The organism is uncultured Draconibacterium sp., from assembly GCF_913060805.1.
Lineage (GTDB): Bacteria > Bacteroidota > Bacteroidia > Bacteroidales > Prolixibacteraceae > Draconibacterium.
Window position 1 is genome coordinate 204,210 of sequence record NZ_CAJXTC010000004.1, and the last position, 20,025, is coordinate 224,234.

15 protein-coding genes are annotated in these 20,025 nt (G+C 42.0%); 12 read left to right on the top strand and 3 right to left on the bottom strand.

From position 1 onward, the window contains the following. Window positions 1-14: 14 nt before the first annotated feature. The 5 genes from QZ576_RS04220 (at window position 15) to QZ576_RS04240 (ending at window position 5,254) form a co-directional block, all read left to right on the top strand. Window positions 15-578 carry a hypothetical protein gene (locus QZ576_RS04220; RefSeq protein ID WP_297094392.1) on the top strand — a complete coding sequence of 188 codons (564 nt, stop codon included), beginning with the start codon at window positions 15-17 and terminating at the stop codon, window positions 576-578. A 54-nt stretch (window positions 579-632) separates the two neighbouring features. Further along, the gene (locus tag QZ576_RS04225; RefSeq protein ID WP_297094394.1) at window positions 633-1,421 is read left to right on the top strand and encodes a DUF2202 domain-containing protein; all 789 of its coding nucleotides are present in this window, start codon (window positions 633-635) and stop codon (window positions 1,419-1,421) included. A 273-nt stretch (window positions 1,422-1,694) separates the two neighbouring features. Then, complete coding sequence (asnS, locus tag QZ576_RS04230) at window positions 1,695-3,131, top strand: asparagine--tRNA ligase (RefSeq protein WP_297094396.1); 1,437 nt, start codon at window positions 1,695-1,697, stop codon at window positions 3,129-3,131. A 64-nt stretch (window positions 3,132-3,195) separates the two neighbouring features. Further along, entirely contained in the window at window positions 3,196-4,647 is a 1,452-nt protein-coding gene (gene rpoN, locus QZ576_RS04235) for an RNA polymerase factor sigma-54 (protein ID WP_297094398.1), read from the top strand. Between the two features lies 1 nt (window position 4,648). Continuing rightward, window positions 4,649-5,254 (top strand): phosphatase PAP2 family protein, encoded by a 606-nt coding sequence (locus QZ576_RS04240; protein ID WP_297094400.1) that lies wholly within the window; start codon window positions 4,649-4,651, stop codon window positions 5,252-5,254. Between the two features lie 254 nt (window positions 5,255-5,508). Here QZ576_RS04240 and QZ576_RS04245 read toward each other — a convergent pair whose 3' ends face one another. Then, window positions 5,509-6,207: a response regulator transcription factor gene (locus tag QZ576_RS04245; protein ID WP_297094402.1), complete on the bottom strand. Its 699-nt coding sequence runs from the start codon at window positions 6,205-6,207 to the stop codon at window positions 5,509-5,511. Window positions 6,208-6,367: 160 nt separating this feature from the next. After that, window positions 6,368-7,405: an ATP-binding protein gene (locus QZ576_RS04250; protein WP_297094404.1), complete on the bottom strand. Its 1,038-nt coding sequence runs from the start codon at window positions 7,403-7,405 to the stop codon at window positions 6,368-6,370. 198 nt (window positions 7,406-7,603) lie between these two features. On the opposite strand from QZ576_RS04250, the gene QZ576_RS04255 reads away from it, so the two are divergent. From QZ576_RS04255 to QZ576_RS04280, 6 genes are all read left to right on the top strand, one after another. Continuing rightward, on the top strand, window positions 7,604-9,877 hold the full coding sequence (locus tag QZ576_RS04255; protein WP_297094406.1) for an inorganic phosphate transporter: 2,274 nt from the start codon (window positions 7,604-7,606) through the stop codon (window positions 9,875-9,877). Window positions 9,878-10,109: 232 nt separating this feature from the next. Next, the gene (locus QZ576_RS04260; protein WP_297094409.1) at window positions 10,110-12,380 is read left to right on the top strand and encodes an inorganic phosphate transporter; all 2,271 of its coding nucleotides are present in this window, start codon (window positions 10,110-10,112) and stop codon (window positions 12,378-12,380) included. A 220-nt stretch (window positions 12,381-12,600) separates the two neighbouring features. Next, window positions 12,601-15,342, top strand: coding sequence for a TonB-dependent receptor (locus tag QZ576_RS04265; RefSeq protein ID WP_297094411.1), 2,742 nt, complete (start codon window positions 12,601-12,603; stop codon window positions 15,340-15,342). Window positions 15,343-15,435: 93 nt separating this feature from the next. Continuing rightward, window positions 15,436-16,551, top strand: a complete 1,116-nt coding sequence (locus QZ576_RS04270; protein WP_297094413.1) for a phytase — start codon at window positions 15,436-15,438, stop codon at window positions 16,549-16,551. A gap of 12 nt (window positions 16,552-16,563) precedes the next feature. Next, window positions 16,564-17,550: a glycosyltransferase family protein gene (locus QZ576_RS04275; protein ID WP_297094414.1), complete on the top strand. Its 987-nt coding sequence runs from the start codon at window positions 16,564-16,566 to the stop codon at window positions 17,548-17,550. Window positions 17,551-17,982: 432 nt separating this feature from the next. Then, window positions 17,983-18,372 (top strand): hypothetical protein, encoded by a 390-nt coding sequence (locus QZ576_RS04280; protein ID WP_297094416.1) that lies wholly within the window; start codon window positions 17,983-17,985, stop codon window positions 18,370-18,372. A 128-nt stretch (window positions 18,373-18,500) separates the two neighbouring features. On the opposite strand, the gene QZ576_RS04285 is transcribed toward QZ576_RS04280, so the two are convergent. Next, a complete protein-coding gene (locus tag QZ576_RS04285; RefSeq protein ID WP_297094418.1) occupies window positions 18,501-19,241 on the bottom strand; it encodes a DUF6261 family protein in 741 nt (246 codons plus the stop codon). Window positions 19,242-19,844: 603 nt separating this feature from the next. Here QZ576_RS04285 and QZ576_RS04290 point away from each other — a divergent pair. Continuing rightward, the coding region (locus tag QZ576_RS04290; RefSeq protein ID WP_297094420.1) for a hypothetical protein at window positions 19,845-20,025 on the top strand (181 nt) is incomplete at its 3' end.

The window sequence follows — 20,025 nt, forward strand, 5'->3', positions numbered from 1 at the left end:
TAAATATTAAAACAATGAAAACTAGCAAGTTAATTAACGTTGCCTGGGTGTTCTTTGCCCTGGTGTTAACAACAACAACCGTATTTGCACAACGTGGAAGAAGAGCAATGCCGGTACAAAACAATCAGAATCTTCCTTGTTTGACTCAGATTTCAGATCTGACAGAGGAACAGGAAACAGGCATTCAGGAACTCGAAGCCAGTCATCAGAAGACGATGGATGAGTTACGTGAACAACGCCGATCAACTGTAAACGCTGTTGAGAAAAGCGAAATAAGAACGGAAATGCTAAAAAATGTGGAGGCACACCGCAACGAGGTGAAGTCGCTTTTAACTGAAGAGCAGCAAGTTCAATACGATCGGCTTCAGGCTTATGGTGGCTACGGACGAAATCAGAATGTAGGAAGAGGTAATGGAAATGGCCGCGGAAATTTTGCCCGTGGAAATGGTGGCAGAGCAGCCTACGCAAATAACAATGGCCGCGGAAATCGGGGAAACAATAATTGGTGCAGCGGCAATGGCAACTATCGGAATAATAGTGGAAGAGGAGTTAATTGCCGACGTGCAACAGGAATTTAAGTGAATAAATAATTGAGGATAGAAATAAATTAAGTTGAACTAAAATTTAGAGAAATGAAAAGGATTAAAACAATTGCAGTAATGGTAGCAGCGGGAGCATTATTTTTTACGTCCTGCTCGGAAACAGAAGGAATTGATGAATCGTTGGTTTTGGCCGACAAAAGTGTAGAACTGGCTGCGATATGCCAGGACAGCTGTACTTTCGATGAACATCTAACTGACGCAGATATTGAAGGATTGCTGTTGATGCGAGAGGAGGAAAAACTGGCTCACAATGTTTATATGCATTTTTACGGGCTGTACGGCCAGCAGCTATTTTTGAATATTGCCAACAGCGAACAAAGCCACATGGATGCAGTGCTTGTGTTGCTTGACGGATATGGAATTGAAGATCCGGCGCTTGATGGCGAAGGTGTATTTTCAAACCAAACCCTGGCAGAATTGTATGCTCAGCTTATTGAAAAAGGATCTGCAAGTTTGGCTGAAGCGCTAACTGTTGGTGCAACAATAGAAGATTTGGACATTGCTGATTTACAAGATCAGTTGGATGAAACAGCAAACACTGATATCATCCGCGTTTACGAAAACCTGCTGAAAGGTTCGGAAAACCACATGCGTGGATTCGTTCGAAACCTGGAAGCACTTGGCGAATCTTACATTCCACAGTTTATTTCTGTAGAAGAATATGAAGCTATTCTTGCTGCATCAAATTCGATGGGTTATGGTGCCGGCGGTCAGGGAATGGGTAACGGCGGTCAAGGTTATGGTAATGGTGGACAAGGTTATGGTAATGGTGGACAAGGCTACGGTCAGGGAGGCTACCGAAACGGACAAAACAAATAGAACCATTATTAAAAACACAGAGTTAACCGGAAACGGTTATTGATGATCAGGAGGCTGTCTTTTTTAAGGCAGCCTTTTTTGTTTACCGGCATTTTTTTATTCAAAGCCCTTTTTTTAGGGGTGTTCTTCACGTAAGTATTAAAAATCGGACGAAAATGTACCGTACGTTTACATTATTGCTAATAAAGTATAAATTTGTAAGCTCAAATTTCGAAAAGTTAAAAGGCTGTAAAAAGCCAAAACAGACAAATTAAAGGCAGAAAATTATACATCATGGCACGTTTGAAAATTAAAGAGATTCTGAAGAATGGAGAAACAGGCAGCGAAGTAGTTGCCAAAGGTTGGGTGAGAACAAAGCGCGGAAGTAAAAACGTAAATTTTATTGCGCTGAATGACGGATCTACAATTCATAATCTTCAGGTGGTAGTTGATGTTGCAAGTTTTGACGAAGAATTATTACACAAGATAACTACCGGAGCCGCAATTGCCGTTTCGGGAGAATTGGTAGAATCGGCAGGAAGTGGCCAAAGTGTTGAGTTGAATGCAAAATCGATTGATTTGCTGGGAGCTGCCGATCCGGAAAAATATCCGATACAGCCGAAGAAACACTCGCTGGAGTTCTTGCGCGAAAATGCACACTTGCGTTTCCGTACCAATACATTTAGTGCGGTATTTCGTATCCGCCACGCAATGGCTTTTGCCATTCATAAATATTTTAACGAAAAAGGTTTTAACTACCTGCACACACCAATTGTAACAGCTAGTGATGCAGAGGGAGCCGGACAAATGTTCCGCGTTTCAACACTCGATCCAAAAAATCCGCCGTTAACCGAAGAGGGTGAGGTTGATTACAGCCAGGACTTTTTCGGCCGTGCTACCAACCTAACCGTTTCCGGTCAGCTGGAAGGTGAGTTGGGTGCGTTGGCATTGGGCGAGATTTATACTTTCGGACCAACATTCCGTGCCGAGAATTCGAATACAACACGTCACCTTGCTGAGTTTTGGATGATCGAACCTGAAATGGCTTTTTACGATCTGAAAGACAACATGGATTTGGCAGAAGAATTCCTGAAATACTGTATTCAATATGCTTTGGATAACTGCATGGATGATCTGAAATTCCTAGCAGATCGTTTAAAGCAGGAAGAGAAAAATAAACCGCAAGATCAGCGTTCGATGGATTTGATCGAGAAGCTGGAGTTTGTGTTGAAAAACGATTTCATACGTTTGCCATACACCGAAGCGATCGATGTACTGAAAAACTCGAAACCCTATAAAAAGAAAAAGTTCCAGTTCCCGGTTGACTGGGGTGTTGACCTGCAAAGCGAGCACGAGCGTTACCTGGTAGAGAAACACTTTAAGTGCCCGGTAATTCTTACCGATTATCCGAAAGACATTAAAGCGTTCTACATGAAACAGAACGACGACGGTAAAACAGTTGGCGCAATGGATGTGTTGTTCCCGGGTATTGGTGAAATTATCGGTGGTTCGCAGCGTGAGGAAGACCTTGAGAAGCTGACTACCCGTATGGAAGAAATGGATATTCCGGCCGAAGAAATGTGGTGGTATTTAGATACCCGTCGTTTTGGTTCGGTTGTGCACAGTGGCTTTGGCCTTGGCTTCGAGCGCCTTATGCTTTTTGTTACCGGAATGGGCAACATCCGCGACGTTATCGCCTTTCCGCGTGCACCGAAAAATGCTGAATTTTGATGGTGTAATTTAGAAAAGCTACTCCGAAAAAAATGTTATTTTTACGGAGGTAACAATTGGGATTATGGAGCAAAAACTATCATTACAACAGAAGCTGCTCCAAAAGTTATCACCTCAGCAAATTCAGGTGATCAAACTTTTGGAAATCCCAACTATGCAACTCGAGCAGCGGATCAAAAAGGAGCTGGAAGAAAATCCGGTTTTGGAATTGGAATCGGATAATCCCTCGTCGGTTGACGACCAAATGGATGACGGTCAGGATAATAACTCGGACATTGACAACGAAGAGTTTTCGATGGATGATTATTACGAGGATGAGGAAATTCCAACCTACAAGTTAAACGTAAATAATTATTCGAAAGACGATAAATACATCGATGTGCCTTTTTCGGTAGGTACAAGTTTTCACGAATTTTTGAATGAACAACTGGGGCTGGCCGATTTAGATGATGAGGAGCAGCAACTGGCCGAATATATTATCGGCAACATTGATGACGACGGATACCTCCGACGCGATTTAATGGCCATCAGCGACGATCTGGCCTTTAATATGAACCTCGATGTTCCGGAGGAAAAACTGGAGAAGATCTTACTGGCTATTCAGGAATTTGATCCACCGGGAATTGCTGCCCGCGATTTACGCGAATGTTTGTTGTTGCAACTCGAACGGAAAGAGAGCAAGGAATTTCAATTGGCAAAAACCATTGTAAAGGACTATTTCCAGGAGTTTACAAAAAAGCATTACGACAAAATCAGATCGAAACTGGAGCTTACGGATGAGGAGCTGAAAAAAGGTATCGACGAGGTACTGAAACTAAATCCAAAGCCGGGAAGCTCGTACAGTAATCCGCTAAATAAATCGAATCAGCATATTGTTCCCGATTTTATTCTGGAGTTGGTTGACGGCGAATTGAGTTTGTCATTAAACCAACGTAATGTTCCGGAGCTAAAAATCAACGATACCTACACGGAAATGCTGCGAACCATGAGTCAAAACCAGAAGGCGCAAAAAACCGACAAAGAGGCGGTAACTTTTGTGAAACAAAAACTGGATTCGGCAAAATGGTTTATCGATGCGATTCACCAGCGGCAAACTACTTTGTTGCTTACTATGTCGGAGATCATCAGCTTTCAGAAAGAGTATTTTCAGGAAGGCGACGAAACAAAACTTCGTCCGATGATCTTGAAAGATATTGCCGAAAGAACAGGACTCGATATTTCAACCATATCAAGGGTTTCGAACAGTAAATACATTCAAACGCATTTTGGAATTTACCCGCTTAAGTATTTCTTTTCCGAAGGTTTGGCAAAAGATGACGGGGAAGAGGTTTCAACACGCGAAATTAAAAAGATTCTGCAGGAATGTATTGAGGGCGAGGACAAACGCAAGCCTTTAACCGACGAGAAACTGGCGAAGATCCTCAAAGAGAAATCGTACAATATTGCGCGAAGAACAGTTGCAAAATACCGCGAGCAGATGGGAATATCGGTAGCTCGTTTACGAAAAGAATTATAAGATGTCGGAGAAAATAGCGAGGATAATATCTATAATATTTCATCCGGTATTGATTCCGACGATCGGCATGTTTCTGCTCTTGCATTCCGGATTTTATTTCGAATTACTTTTATGGGAAGCCAAACGTTTTGTGCTGTTGGTAGTGTTTTTCACTACCTGTATTTTGCCTTTGCTTTCGGTGGCAGTGCTTTCGTTAAATCCGCGTTTTAATGTAAATATGCCCAATAGCCGCGACCGAATGATTCCATTATTGAGTGCCTCGGTTTTCTATTACCTGGGATTTATTTTATTACGAAAAGTACAGGCTGTTCCCGAGTTTAAACTGTTTATGCTGGCTTCGGTGCTGGTGCTTGTTGTGTTACTTATTGTTTCGCTAAAATGGAAGATCAGCAACCACATGGCAGCCATTGGTGGTTTAAGCGGAACTTTGTTTGCGCTATCTTTCCGAAGCGGGGTTAACCCGGTTTATTCGGTTTTAATTGTTGTGCTGTTGTCGGGATTAATCGGAACTGCACGGCTTATTTTGGGTAAACACGATTTGAAACAAATTATTGCCGGATACGGACTTGGTTTTATTGTACTTTACCTGGTGCTTTATTTTGTGTGAGGAGCATAACATTCATAATTTCAGGTAATCCCAACGCAAATGAAAGGGAATGTAGCTAATTTACCCTCTCCCCTGTCTCTAATCCAACAATATTGAGTTTGATAATAGATTTGGTTTGCTCCACTTGTCAATCGTCCTTCCTTGCTCGCAGGGAAGGTTAAGAGGATGGGTATAAACAGATATGGAACAGGTTATTTTTCACACAAAAAAGGGACTTAAAAAAGCCCCTTCATTCTATAATATCTTCTTCGTTGTTATTCAACAAATTTATAACCAATTCCTTTGAGCGTTTTAATATGCTCGTTGCCAATTTTTTCGCGTAGTTTGCGAATGTGCACGTCGATTGTTCTGTCGCCAACCACAACGTTTTCGCCCCAAACCGAATAGTAAATCTCCTCGCGGGTGAATACTTTTCCCGGTTTCGAAACCAAAAGCGAAAGCAATTCAAATTCTTTTCTTGGCAAAATCATTTCGTTGTCGCCAATACGAATAAGGTAGCGTTCTTTGTCAATAAGCAGGTTGCCAATTGTTACGGTGTTGCTGTCAACCACTTCAACAGGTTGCGTAGCTTCGCCGGTACGTTTTAGCAAGGCTTTTACGCGACTAACCAAAACTTTTGGGCGAACAGGTTTCGTGATGTAATCGTCGGCTCCGGCCTCAAAACCTGCAATTTGCGAATAGTCTTCGCCACGCGCAGTTAAAAAGGCAATAACGGTGCTGCTTAGTGCAGGAATTTTTCGAAGCTCCTCGCACGCGGCAATTCCATCCATTTCCGGCATCATTACGTCGAGTATAATGAGGTGGGGTACCTGTTTTTCTGCAACCTTTAAGGCTTCCACACCATTTCGGGCGGTAAATACCTCGTATCCTTCTTTTTCAAGGTTGTAACTCAGAAATTCGAGGATATCCAACTCGTCATCAACTAATAAAACTTTAAATTGATTTTCACTCATAACATAAAATTCTTGAACAAAAGTAAGTGCTACTTATTAAAGAACAATTAACTTTCTTTTAAACAAAAAATAAACACGAAACTAAAATAGTGCTTAATCGAACCAAAATACAAATTAATAGCCACTCTTACGTTTTTTTTTACGGAAAGTTTTGATTGGGCTACTTTTGCTTTTCGAGTGTAAAATTGAATGTGGTTCCCTGATCGAGCACGCTTCGTACGTTAATAGATTGATTATGAGCTTCGATAATGTGTTTTACAATCGACAGGCCAAGTCCGGTGCCACCTTGCTCGCGCGAACGCGATTTGTCGACACGGAAGAAGCGCTCAAAAATACGTCGAAGGTCTTTTTTGTCGATACCAATTCCGTTATCGGCAACTTCAACAATTATATTGTCTTCCAAATCGTGAAACGAAATGTTGACATAGCCATTTTCTTTACCATATTTTACCCCGTTAACGATGAGGTTGGTAATTACTTCGAGAATACGTTTTTTGTCGGCACGTACAAAAATGGGTCGATCGGGTTTGTTGATGATCTGCACCGAAATCTGGCTTTCTGATGCTTGCCAGTGTTCCATTTCAATGACTTCCTCAACGGTTTTTACAATATCAAAACGGGTCATGTTTAGCTGTAACTCGCCCGATTCCAGTTTGGTGATCGACTCCAGATCTTCAACGATCGACACCATCCGGTCGATACTTTTTTCGGTTCGTTTCAGGTACAGCTTATTGATTTTCGGATCTTCCAGTCCACCTTCCAAAAGTGTAAGGACATACCCCTGAATATTGAAAATTGGTGTTTTTAGTTCGTGCGATACGTTTCCAACAAAATCTTTACGGTATTTTTCCAGCTCTTTCAGTCGTTCAATCTCCTTTAACTGCGACTTGGCCCATTCTTCAACTTCGTATTTTACGTTTAACAGCAAACTGTTCGAGTCGATTTTTTCTTCCATCTTTTTTCCGCTCAGTGGCAGATCGCGAATGGTGTTATACAACGGCCGGATTCGGTCGATAATGTATTTTTTGATAATGTATAAAATGGAAAAATAGGCCGCCACAAAAAAGGCTGCAGTAGAAATGGTTATAACCAAAATGTTCTCGCCAAAGTAGTGTGCAAGCATTGCAATACCGAATGCCAGTAAGGTTAAAATAACCGCAACCAGTATGGCAAGAAATTTCGAAGAATATGTTCTCATTAATCGTGTTTTAATATTGAATTAACCGTTATTGGTAATTCTAACGTTGCAAATTAAGGTTTCAAAGACCGTATAAAAAAGTGGTTATTAATTGGTTAATGGTAATTTCATGGTTAGTTAATATTTTATTAATATTACAAAACGATTAAACTTTTTACTTGCTTTATATTTGCCGACCTTTATTAAAAATCAACATAAATGGATAACTTTTACCTGATTCTTGTAATTGTACTCTTTGCATTGGCTATTTCAGACCTGATTGTGGGAGTAAGTAACGATGCTGTAAACTTCCTTAATTCTGCAGTAGGTTCGAAAGCCGCTCCCAAATGGGTGATCTTTTTAATGGCAAGTTTAGGAGTGCTTATAGGAGCTACTTTTTCGAGTGGTATGATGGAAGTAGCACGAAAGGGAATTTTTCATCCCGAGATGTTTGTCTTTTCCGAAATCATGATCATTTTTCTGGCAGTAATGATAACCGATGTTATCCTGCTCGATATGTTCAATACCTTCGGAATGCCAACATCAACAACCGTTTCAATTGTTTTTGAATTGCTTGGAGCTGCCGTAGCAGTGTCGGTGGTTAAAATTAAGGCTGCCGGTGGATCTGCTTTAATGGAATTGTCGCAATACATTAACTCGAGTAAGGCACTGGCAATTATTACCGGAATTTTGCTCTCGGTGTTTATAGCCTTTACGGTTGGTGCAATTGTACAGTATTTAACCCGCCTGGTGTTTACCTTTAAATATCGCGGACCAATGAAATATTTTGGTTCCATTTTTGGCGGATTGGCCATTACTGCCATCACTTACTTTATTGTAATTAAAGGTATGAAAGGCTCAACTTATGCAAGTATTGAGCTGAGCAGTGGCGAAACTATTCAGGAGTGGCTAAAACACCACACCGGATTAATGTTGTTGTACAGTTTCGGATTTTGGGTAGTTTTCATTCAGTTGTTAAAATGGATTTTCAACATTAAAATATTAAAGGTTGTTGTACTGGCCGGAACATTTGCACTTGCAATGGCCTTTGCCGGAAACGACCTTGTAAACTTTATTGGTGTACCGTTGGCCGGATACAATTCGTTTCAGGCCTGGATCGCGCAAGGTGCTACCGATCCTGATACTTTCTCGATGGCCATGCTTGCCGGGAAAGTAGGAACTCCAACTTACATGTTGCTGGTGGCCGGTTTGGTAATGATTGTAACGTTGATTATGTCGAAAAAGGCCAAGTCGGTAATTGCAACTTCGCTCGATTTGTCGCGCCAGAATGAAGGTGATGAACGTTTCGGTTCGTCGTTTGCAGCGCGGGTTATTGTTCGCGGAACCACAAAATTCAACAAACGACTGAGAAGCGTATTGCCATCGTCGGTTACTGAAGGAGTGAGTTCGCGTTTTGAGCCACATTCGTATGTTCTGGAAGACGATCAGGATCCGCCATCGTTCGATAAAGTTAGGGCATCGGTAAACCTGGTTGTGGCAAGTATTTTAATTGCCATCGGTACTTCGCTTAAATTGCCTTTGTCTACCACTTACGTAACATTTATGGTTGCCATGGGTACTTCGTTATCCGACCGCGCATGGGATCGCGAGAGTGCAGTTTACCGTATTTCGGGTGTTTTTGCCGTAATCGGCGGATGGTTTTTAACCGCATTAATCGCCTTTACCGTTTCGGGTATTGTGGCATTAATAATTGCTGTGAGCGGTAAATTCATGATCTTCGTTTTTGTGATCGTTGCCATTATTATGGTTATTCGTACACACACCATGATGAAAAAGCGCGATCAGCAAGCTGCCGAAGAAGATGAAGAAATTGAAGAGGCTGATGCACACGAGCAGATTCTGGAGAAAAGCGCCAAACAAATGGTAAATGCCGTAAAATCGAGCGACCTGATTCTTACCGATGGTATTGAGAGCTTCCTGAAAGAAGACCGCGCCGGTTTGAAAAAGGTAGAAGAAGCGTGTAAGAAATTCTCGAAAAAGGCGAAGAAAAACCGCGATAAGGTTTATTCAACCGTTACAAAGTTCACTGAAGGAACTTTGGATACCAGTCATTTTTATGTACAAATGATGGAGCACAAGCGCGAAATGGCGCATGCCGTACACTTTATGCTCGAGCCAATGATTAAACACGTGGAGAATAACCATAAGCCATTTATTGAAGAGCAGCATACCGAATTAGAGGATGTAACAAAACGAATTGATAAGTTCTTTAAATCGGTGTTGAAAGATATGGAAGGCAAAACCTTTGACGACCTTGAGCAGCTAATTGAAGAGCGCGACGATATTCTGGAGCAAATTTACAGGATGGAGAAAAACCAGATAAAACGTATTAAAAATAAGATGGTTAATACGCGAAACTCGCAGTTGTTCTTCAAATTAATTTCGGAGATGGAGTATTTGTTATTGCACACCGTAAATCTGATGAAAGCATACCGCGATTTTATTATAAATACAGTACAGAAGAATAATTAAAAATTGAATAAAATATAGTTTCAGAAGCCGGAAAGTTTTTCCGGCTTTTTTGTTTTTCGTAATTTGAAATCGATTATTGCTAAGTAATTTATTGCATTGGGAAGATGAAAATGTAATCAAAATGTAATCGAATTGTAACAAAAATATTCGGTTTTTGAAACACCTTTGCCGAAGATTACAAAATGATTAAAGTTTATCAATCAAGTCTGACCGCATAATTAAAAACGAATAAATGGAAAACTTTTATTTGGTTCTGGTTGTCGTTCTGTTTGCTCTGGCAATTTCCGATTTAATAGTTGGTGTAAGTAACGACGCAGTTAATTTTCTTAACTCTGCAATTGGCTCTAAAGCCGCACCTAAATGGGTTATCTTCCTGATGGCCAGCGCGGGTATCCTGGTAGGAGCAACCTTTTCAAATGGAATGATGGAAGTAGCCCGAAAAGGTATCTTTCATCCCGACATGTTCTTCTTTGCCGAGATCATGGTCATCTTTTTGGCCGTAATGATCACGGATATTATTCTGCTCGACATGTTTAATACTTTCGGTATGCCTACATCAACAACGGTGTCCATTGTGTTTGAATTGTTGGGAGCAGCAGTGGCCGTTTCGGTGGTAAAAATTAAAACCGCAGGAGGATCGGTTGTTGCCGAATTGTATCAGTACATAAATTCCGAAAAGGCGCTGGCTATAATCAGCGGTATTCTGCTATCGGTGTTTGTGGCCTTTACGGTGGGAGCAATTGTAATGTACCTGACACGTTTAGTGTTTTCGTTTGAATACGGTAAAAGTTTAAAGTATTTCGGTTCGGCATTTGGCGGATTGGCGATTACAGCCATCACGTATTTTATGCTGATTAAAGGTATTAAAGGCTCATCGTTCGCCGGCTTTGTGTTGGAATCGGGCGAAACCGTTCAGGAATGGGCAAAACACAATACTACAATGATTTTGCTAGCCAGTTTTGTTGGCTGGACCATTATCATTCAATTGTTACGCTGGATTTTTAATATCGATATTCTGAAAGTAATTGTATTGGTTGGAACGTTCGCACTGGCCATGGCCTTTGCCGGAAACGATCTGGTAAACTTCATCGGAGTGCCGGTTGCCGGTTTTAAATCGTTCCAGGCTTGGGTCGCATCGGGAATGAGCCCTGAAGCTTTTTCGATGGAGAAACTGGCAGGAAAAAGCAGTACCCCGGTTTATATGTTATTAATATCAGGATTGGTAATGGTAGTTACGCTAATTATGTCGAAAAAGGCGCAGGCCGTAACAAAAACCGAGATCAACCTGGCACGTCAGTCGGAAGGAATGGAACGTTTTGGTTCGTCGCTGATTGCACGTTTAATGGTGCGCAGTAGCATCAATTTTAATAAATCGGTTAGCCGGACCATGCCAACAACTGTTCGCGAGTCGGTAAGCCGCCGTTTTACACCGGTTGCGCTGGGTCCTGTAAACGACCCTGAAACGCCGGCTTTCGATAAAATCCGTGCATCGGTAAACCTGGTAACTGCCAGTATTCTTATTGCCATTGCAACGTCGTTTAAACTGCCGCTTTCTACCACTTATGTAACGTTTATGGTGGCTATGGGTACTTCTTTGTCCGATCGCGCGTGGGATCGTGAAAGTGCTGTGTACCGTATCTCGGGAGTGTTTGCCGTAATCGGTGGATGGTTTTTAACCGCAATAATCGCTTTTACCGTTTCGGGTTTGGTGGCCTTATTGATTTCGGTAGGTGGCAAATTCCTGATCTTCGTTTTTGTGGCCGTTGCCATTTTTATGGTTATTCGCACGCAGTTTGTATTTAAAAAGCGTAACCAGAAAGCTATCGAAGAAGAGGAAGAAGCATTTCACGAAACCGACGGCGTGGAGAAAGTTATGCAGAAGTGTAAAAAACACTGCGTAAATGCCATTCAAACCAGCAACAACGCTTTCTCAAAAGGTATCGGAAGTTTCCTTCAGGAAAACCGGGCCGATTTGAAAGAAAGTATAATGCTGAAAGACAAGTTGAACACGAAATCGAAAAAGATAAAGAGCAAGATTTTCGATACGCTTTCAAAAATAGAAGACAATATTGATACCGGGCATTATTATGTGCAGGTGGTCGACTATCAGCGCGAAATTGCTCATTCGTTAAACTTCCTGATACAGCCGCTGTTCGAGCATTTGGATAACCATCATAAACCGTTCTCGGAAGTACAGGCAGAAGAACTGCAGGTACTGGCACAAAAGCTCGATGAGTTTTACCAGATTGGATTGACCATGATCGAGGAAAACACTTTTGGCAACCTGGATACGCTGGTTATTAAACGCGACGAAATTGTGGATTACCTGAAAAAGACAGAGAAAAATCAGATTAAACGGATTAAGTCGAAAGAGGTAAATACCCGTAATTCGGTGCTGTATTTTAACATCAACAGCGAAACCAAAAACCTGCTGATGCACTCTATCAACCTGATTAAAGCGCATCGCGATTTTGTAAGCTATTCTGTTGAAAACGGAAAATAGATTTTACCAAAAATCATATAATTGAAAAAGGAGGCTTCGGTCTCCTTTTTTTGTGCCCACAATCGCATTCATCCCGTCTTTCATATTGTACATAATTAAGAAAATGTTGCAGAATTGTTACCATTTGCTCGTTTAATTTAATCCCCTTTTAATGGTTCTGCAACCGCTTTCGGAGAGGTAATGGCCAATTTTGGCAGGTAATAAATAACCAAATTCTAAAATGAAAAAATTATCTCTCTTACTATTTATTCTATTGTTTGTCAATGTGTTTAGTGCATTGGCCGAAGGTGAAGACGAAAACGCGGCTAACAAAGGAACCATAGCCGGACGTATTGTTGATGCCGAAAACCTGCCGCTGCCGGGTGCGGCTGTTGTTATCGAAAATTTGCATAAAGGAACTGTAAGCGATGTTAACGGATTTTACCGAATTGTATCGCTCGATCCGGGCGAGTACACAGTAAAAGTTTCATACATCGGTTTTAAAGAAGCTGAAGAAACGGTAACGGTTGCCATTGGAAAAACAAGCACGCTTAATTTTAAGCTGGAAGCCGGTATCGATATCGAAGAAGTAGTGGTGAACGGTGCATTACAAGGCCAGTCGAAAGCTTTGAATCAGCAAAAAAACAGCCTGAACATTACCAATATTATTTCTTCCGATCAGGTGGGACGTTTTCCCGACCAGAATGTTGGCGACGCATTAAAACGTATCCCCGGAATCAACGTGCAGTACGACCAGGGTGAAGCCCGATTTGGAAACATTCGCGGAACATCGCCCGAATACAACTCGGTGGCTATCGATGGCGATCGTATTCCATCGGCCGAAGCTGAAACACGATCTATCCAGCTCGACCTGATCCCTTCGGATATGATCCAGAGTATCGAAGTAAACAAAGTGGTTACTGCCGATATGGATGCCGATGCAATTGGCGGATCGGTAAACCTGGTAACCAAGTCGAATCCATACTCTCGCCGTATCACGGGGTCGGTTGGCGGAACTTACAATGCATTGCGTGGTAAAGTGGCGCCTAACTTTTCGCTGTTGTATGCCGATCGTTTATTCAATAATAAACTGGGTGTTACACTGGCCGGTTCGGTTCAAGACCACATGATGGGATCGGACGATTTGGAAGCCGAATGGGACGACGACGGAACACTAAAAGAAATGCAGGTGCGTACTTATCTTATTGAGCGTTTGCGCCAGAGTTATTCGGGTGCTTTGGATTACGAATTTGATGCCAATAACAAAATCGAGGCAAAAGTAATGTACAACCACCGTAACGACTGGGAAAACCGTTACCGTGTTGTTTACAAAGATCTGGATGAAGATGTGGCAAAAATCGAGCGCCAGGTGAAAGGTGGTACCAACAAAGATGCACGTTTGGAAGACCAGCGTACTTACCATCTTTCGTTAGGTGGGCAACACCAGATCGGTTCGCTTGAAATCGACTGGAAAGGTTCGTATTCAAAAGCGAACGAAGACCGTCCGAACGAGCGATACCTGCAGTACCGAATTAAAAATGTGGAGTTCAGCCAAAACCTTTCGGACACCGAAAAACCACAGGTAATTATTAATACGCCGGAAGCGCAGGATTTTAACAGCGACTGGGATTTTGATGAGTTGACTGAAGAACATCAGTACACCGAAGATATCGACAAAAAATTCAAGGTAGACTTCAAACTTCCGTTCCATAACGGAACAAGCGTGTTGCGTTTTGGTGCCAAATACAAAGGCAAAAGCAAAAACCGCGACAACAGTTTTTACGACTACTCGCCAACCGACGAGGATGCCTTTAACAGCGGAGCATTCAGCAATACAGTTGTAAAAACAAAGAACGACTTCCTGGCCGGAGATTACGTGGCGGGAACGTATGTTGACGTAAAATATTTAGGTGGATTAAACCTGAATTCAAGCGATTTTGAAGGTGAAGAAAACCTGGAAGAACTGGCCGGAAACTTTGATGCATCGGAAGATGTAACTGCCGGTTACGTACGTTTCGACCAGTCGTTTGGCCGCCTTGATCTTGTTGCAGGTGTACGTATTGAAAACACCTCGATCAACTACTCGGGAAAGGAATTGATTCTGGACGAGGAAGGTGATGTTGAGGATTTGGTCGACACCGAAGAAGTAGATAACAACTACACCAATGTGTTGCCATCGCTGCTGTTGAAATACGAGATCGACAGAAACACCAATATTAAAGCGAGTGTTACCAATACTTTGGCGCGCCCAAAATACATCGACCTTGTTCCGCGTGTGCAAATCAGCAACGAAGACGTTGAAGTTGAAATCGGTAACCCCGATCTTACGCCAACAACATCGTGGAACTTCGATTTAATGGCCGAGCATTATTTCCAGTCAATCGGTTTGGTGTCGGGTGGAATTTTCTACAAAGACATCAGCGACTTTATTGTTAACGGAATTCAGTCGGATTACGAGTACCTGGGACAGACCTGGGAGAAATTCACCCAACCGATTAATGCCGGCGACGCTACCTTGTTTGGTGCCGAAGTGGCTTTCCAGCGTCAGTTCGACTTTTTGCCGGGATTCCTTCGCCAGACAGGATTTTATGCCAACTATACTTACACCAAGTCAACCGTTAACAATTTCCAGATTGAAGACCGTGAAGACGATGATCTGACATTACCGGGAACACCTGAGAATACCTTAAACGCATCGTTATACTACGAAGGCAAAAAACTGTCGGCACGTTTGTCGTACAACTACGCCGGCGATTTTGTGGAAGAATACAGCGACAAAGCTTTTGAAGATGTTTACTACGATAAGGTTTCGTACCTCGATTTTAACACCAGCTACCATTTCAACAAAAACTTTATGGTTTTTGCGGAGCTCAATAATATTCTGAATACGCCGTTGCGTTATTACCAGGGTGAGTCGCAATACACCTACCAGGCCGAGTACTACGATATTAAAGTAAATTTTGGTCTGAAGTTTAATTTTTAGGAATCGTGATTTCCGCATAGAATAGATTTTAACAATTAATGCTGAGGGCACAACTCGTTGTGTTCTCAGCTGTTTACATAAAAATGAACGACGATGAATTGTACCTGTAATCGTATTTTTTTAGCAAGTGTGTTAATGGCACTTTTGGTGGTAAGCATTGTTGGGTGCGAAGTCAACCGCCCAAGCGAGGGATCGAAAAAAGCCGGTGAGCATATAGCAAACACCGTAACTGCCGTAACCGAAACCGATCATGTTCCGCAAAATAAAAACGAAGATTCGGCCGACGACCCCGCCATTTGGGTGGACACTACCGATGTGATGAACTCATTTACCATCGGTACCGATAAAAAAGGCGGACTGGCCACCTACGACCTAAATGGGAAACAACTGAATTATTATGCCGACGGCAATATGAATAACTGCGATCTGCGTTACGGTTTTCAGCTGGGCGACCGGCAAGTTGATGTGCTGGCAGCAAGTAACCGCTCAACACATTCTTTATCCTTGTATCTGGTAAAAAAAGGTGGTGTGCTCGAGGAGGCGCACGCGCGGGTAATTACTTCCGAAATGCAGGATGAAGTGTACGGTTTGGGCATGTACCGAAGTGCAAAAACCGGTAACTATTTTGTGTTTATGAATAGCAAAGCCGGCGAAGTGGAACAGTGGCAACTAATTGCTAAAGGCGATAAAATTGATGCCAAACTGGTGCGCTCGTGGAGTTTGGGAACACAAACCGAAGGTGTGGCTGCCGACGATGAAACCGGAATTGTTTACATCGGCGAAGAAGTGGCTGGAATTTTTAAGTTCGATGCTGAGCCCGATGGCTCTACCGAAGGGAAACTGATAGCCATGAGTACCGAGGAGAACGAAGATATGCACTACGATATTGAAGGGCTGGCCATTTATGCCACCGACAGCGTGAATGGTTACCTGGTGGCTTCGTCGCAGGGAAGTTACAGTTACGCGGTTTTCGAGCGCCAGGGCGATAATAAGTACCTGGGCAGTTTCCGTATTGTTGACGGCGATGTTGACGGCGTGGAAGAAACCGATGGAATTGACATAACAAACGTTCCGATGGGGGCCAAATTCCCAAAAGGTATGTTGGTGGTTCAGGACGGTTATAACTACGACGGTGAAGAACTGGTAAGCCAGAATTTTAAATACATCTCGTGGGAAGCCATTGAAAAATATTTTCCTGCAACAGAATAGCACAGCGGTTTATTGAAGATATTATATGCCATACAAGGCACGGGGAATGGTCATTTGGCACGCGCCACCGAGATTATTCCACTGCTAAATAAATGGGGCGAAACGGATATTCTTGTGAGTGGAATTCAGGGGGATATCCGTTTACCTTTTCCGGTAAAATACCGGCTTTACGGTTTTAGTTTTATTTTCGGGAAAAAGGGCGGTGTTGCCATTTGGAAAACCATTACCAAAGCCCGTATTTTTCGTTTGGTAAACGACATCCGGAAAATACCGGTTCACCACTACGATGTGGTGATCAACGATTTTGAGCCCGTGACTGCCTGGGCCTGTAAACTGCGGAAGAAACCCTGCATTGGCCTCAGTCACCAGAATGCGGTGTTGCACCCGCGTGCACCCCGCCCAACAAAAAAGGATGTTTTGGGCGAATTTATTTTAAAACATTATGCGCCGGCAAGCGTGTTGTATGGGTTTCATTTTAAACAGCTCGACGAGCAGAATTTCACCCCCGTAATCCGTTCTTTCATTCGCAAAACAAAAGTTACCGACAAAGGGCACTACACGGTTTATTTACCGGCTTTTAGCGATTCGGAGATCGAAAAAATTATTGGTCAGCATAAATCGGTTCGCTGGGAGGTATTTTCGAAACACTGCGCGAAAAGTTATACCAAGGGCTCCATTCAGTTTAACCCGGTTTCGCTCGACGGTTTTAACCAATCTTTTGTCAGCTGTTCGGGAATAGTATGCACGGCCGGTTTTGAAACACCCGCCGAGGCGCTGTTTATGGGCAAAAAGCTGTGCGTAATTCCCATGAAAAATCAATATGAACAGGCTTGTAATGCCGCCATGCTGTCCGAAATGGGTGTAACGGTAATCACTAAAACCGGCACTTGTTGCGAGGTGCTTTCCAACTGGTTGCAATCGGGGCAGGCGATAAAGATCAGCTACCCCGATAACACACAACGTATTTTAAAGCGGGTAATACAAGCCGGTGCGAAATAGTGCAGGCCAAGTGCTAAATTAAGGCCACGCTGTTTTATGCGCTTAGCACTTATTATTCAGCAGGTGACTGGCAGTCACCTGCTGAATTTTATTGGGCTGATTTTGTTAAAGCAACCATTTCTATGAATTTCGCATCTTTATAAAAATGAAATTATTAACCTGAGTTCGATTTTAAATATTACATCTCAGAAATACAGAAATGTGCAAGATTTGGATTAAAAATATCGCCTGAATAGCGGGCTATTTTCAGATATTTTTGGTTCGAAGATTGTGCATTTCTGTATTTTCCTTCGGATTTCATTAATTTTTGCATAAATCGCTTCAAATTTTCTTGCATTATCCCGATAGTCCTACAAAAATCTGAATCAATTTCTCCTAAAAATAAATTGAAACTGAGATAAAATTTAAAGTCGAACTCAGGTTATTAGAATGATGAAGATTTCGATTCGACTGATACTGATTCTGGCTTTAACCAGCTTGTTGGCATGCGATAAAGATGAATTAGGTTCTTTGGAAGATAAAGGATTAAATGGCAAATGGAATTTGATATCGGTAAGTTGTGAATGCGAACCCGTGAATTTGGAAAAGGGACAACTAATTTGGTACATCGACACGGTACAAAGTAAGCTGATAGTTGTGAATCACCTCACAGATGATGTAAATGGAATGGAATCAGGAGAATATAATATTACAATTAATCAGGAAGATTCGAGAATTGAGATTCTTTCGATTGATTATGAATATTGGTTCGAGGATAGTGATTTAATTATCGCCGATAAGCCATGGGTAGATGGGCCTTTAATAAGATTGGTGAGAGATTAGGTTTAGCATTTGGAGGATTTGGCATATTCTTATGCGATGCCGACGGCATCAATAAAAAAACCGACCCACCCAAATAGGGCAGACCGGTTAACCTCACAATTATTTGCCGGCAAGCAAAATATTTTTGTTTATTCCGTGTCGTCGTTATTTTCTTCGTCGTTTTCGCCATTGTTACTTTGGCTTTGTTTGGCCGCAGCATTGGCTTCAGTAATGTATTGCGACACTTCAGCTACTATCTCGTCTATGTCGGCCGGTTCGCCCATCGCCAACATTGTATTCAGTATATTTTCAAGCAGTTCGAGCGATGTTTTCAGGTCTTTAAAAGCTTCGGCATCGTGTATGGTATCGTCGGCCGAGCGGGCAGCACTGCGTTGTGCCGATGCCGCTACATAAGCCTGGTTGTCGGTATCCAGCTCGGTAACCCAGTTGGTGGTATTAGTAGTTACCAGGTGCGGGGCGTTTTCGGGTTTGCGCAGGTCGGCCAGCAAACTGTTAATGGCTGCGGTTTCGGTATCGCGTGGGATGGAGTACAAGTGAAGTCCGTTTTTTTCAAATTCACGCCATAGTGCTTCGCAGGCGGCACGATACGAATCATTTTGTCGGCGCAAGCCCGCTTTTATAGTATCGCGCAACGAGCGAAAAGTATTGTCGCGGCGCAAATCGGCTGCCGTAACAATTTCGGTAAGTGGTTGTTTAATAGTGCTGCCAATGGCCTGCAGAGCGGTTTCTAATTGTGGGGCAATACGGGCCAGCAGGGTTGTTACCAGTTGGCTTTCGGGAATTTTTGTACTTAAAAGTGTAATGATCTTTTGAGCCAATGCAGTTAAAGCTGCCAATGTGAAATAGGAGTAACGAATTTTTTCTAACATGGTGAAATTATTTAAAGGTTAAAAGATTAAGTGTGTAAATTACGGCCATTCGTTCAAAAAGTCAATAGTTGGCCGTTTTTTTTTATGTTTTGTACGCAAAACAACGATTCTGACGATTGAGATTTATATTTTGCGCGTAAAATGCTCATTTTGAAAATTCAGATGCTTGTTTTATTTGTAAAACATGCATTTTGAAAATTTTTATTCATGTTTTGTGCGCAAAACAACAATCCTGAAAGTTGAGATTCATATTTTGGGCGCAAAATGCGTGTTTCGAAAATTCAGATGCTTGTTTCATTTGTAAAACATCCATTCTGAAAATTAATTTTCATGTTTTGTGCGCACAACAAGCATCTCAACTATTATTGTTCTTTCCACAGTGGCATACAGAAAGCTTATGTTAATAGTTTTTACCACCTAACTGCCTGAAAACTAAAAATTATAATTAGTTTTATTGCACCAACAAAATTGTAATACCCGATACATTGAAAATTGCTCATGCAAATTATCATCATAGCCGTAAAAAGCCAACGCCAAAACCAAAGCTACGAGACATGCAATTATCGTTATGCGCAAATTTGAAAAACCAAAAGAATGAGTTCAATGAAAAAGTATAGATTCACATTGATATTCTTTGCCTTTCTTGCTATCACAACTTCATGCCTAAATAGAAAATTTACGGATGGTTGGGCTGAAATTGTATCAAATTCAGACACAACTCTCAATGATTCTTCCTTGGTTTTTGGACACGTATATCACGTTGACAGGTCTGGAGACGAATATT